Genomic DNA, 1520 nt, shown 5'->3' with positions numbered 1-1520 from the left:
CGGAAAAAGAGCTGGCCATTCTGATGAAGGCGGCCGAAGCGCGGGACATCCCGGTGTACTTCCGGGGGCTGGTCGGCGACAGCATGGAGCAGACCGCGAAGTACATGATGTACATGGTCACCACCTATAAAGTGCGCGGTGTGCAGATAGACCCGGTGCGCTTTGACCGCTATGGCGTAAAGCAGGTGCCGGCGCTGGTGAAGAAGTGCGGCGACCACTTCGACATCGTGTACGGCAACGTGGCGCTGAATCAGGCGCTGGACATGATCGACAGGCGGGGCGAGTGCCACCGTCCTGAATCTGAAAAACACTGAATGAGGTCATGATGAAGAGAAAAATGCTATTCAGCCTGGCGTTGCTTACCGCAGGCGTTGTCACTGGCGTGCAGGCGGCTGACGATGGCGATGCCTACGTCCACGCCATGCAGCAGAGCGGGGACCCGGATGTGGCTAACGTGCTCAGCGACATTAACGCCAGGCATAAAAAAGCCTGCGGTGAAGGTTACAGCGAGGAGCAGCTGCGCGGTATCGCCGAGAAGAGCGGCGATTACGCTTCGCTGCTGAGTCTGTATGCAATGGATCGCGCAAGCTATCGCGAGAAGCTTAACGCCAGCTTTACCCGCTGCGACTGAAACCTGCCCTGCCCGCTGCGGCGGGCATTTCTCCACCCTCTCCGGAAACCCAGATGAAAAAAGCAACCCGCACCCTGCTGCAGGGCCTGCTGCTGACCTGCCTGTCTGCGGGCGCACTGGCGGCGTCGATGGATGCCTCAAATCAGGAAGGCATTAACGCCGGCAGGGCCGCTGACGGCACAACCAGCGCCGACCCGAACAGTTATTTCGAGAATTACAGCGCAGACGCGCCGCAGCGCGCCCTGTACGGCGACCCGACACAGACGTCCACAAATATCGACGTGAAGGGACAGACGGAACTGAGTGAGTCCGACCTCGGACAAACCGCGCGCGAATCCTATGTGAACAACCCGGCGGACACGCTCAGCTATGACTCTGACATGATGAAGTACAGCGACGAAATCCGGGAAAACGCCGATGCCATTACCGGCGTCAACGGCAGCCAGTGCGTGGCGCAGGAGCTGAACAAAACCACGTACACCACACACCGCTGTGAAATGGCCAATAACCTGACACAGGCCTGTACACGCAAGGCCACCATCGTGACAACCGGTTCACGCGAGACGTACAGCACGAAACTGGTGCTGAATGCCGGCAGCGTCACCGGTAAACGGATGAGTGATGGCTGGGTGCAGTACGACGTCACAGTACCGGAAAGCGGCACCGTGAGCAGCGGGACATGGGAACTGTTATATCCGAGAAGCAGCAGCTGGCACGGCGATCGCCTTGATTATTCTTTCCAGGTCATGGGGAAGACGGTTCGCACAAAGCTTAACAATTCCGGCACCTTCAGCCTCGCCGCTCAGCAGGTGAAGGCCGGTCAGGTTATCAGCATGCGGATACGCTACAACACCGATGGCCATTACGATGAGGGCCGGGAGGGAATGAT

The 1520-nt window shown here is 58.8% G+C and carries 2 protein-coding genes and 1 pseudogene; all 3 read left to right on the top strand.

From position 1 onward, the window contains the following. Nucleotides 1–314, top strand: a 314-nt coding sequence (locus P3C52_RS20915; RefSeq protein WP_275556779.1) for a TrbC family F-type conjugative pilus assembly protein, incomplete at its 5' end; no start/stop codon positions are given. 8 nt (nucleotides 315–322) lie between these two features. After that, on the top strand, nucleotides 323–631 hold the full coding sequence (locus tag P3C52_RS20910; protein ID WP_275556778.1) for a hypothetical protein: 309 nt from the start codon (nucleotides 323–325) through the stop codon (nucleotides 629–631). Nucleotides 632–684: 53 nt separating this feature from the next. After that, nucleotides 685–1520: pseudogene (locus P3C52_RS20905) on the top strand (hypothetical protein); the annotation flags it as partial.

Source organism: Mixta sp. Marseille-Q2659 (genome assembly GCF_940807255.1).
GTDB lineage: Bacteria > Pseudomonadota > Gammaproteobacteria > Enterobacterales > Enterobacteriaceae > Mixta.
The sequence above is the reverse complement of the archived record's forward strand: the minus strand, read 5'-3'. Positions and strand labels throughout refer to the sequence as shown.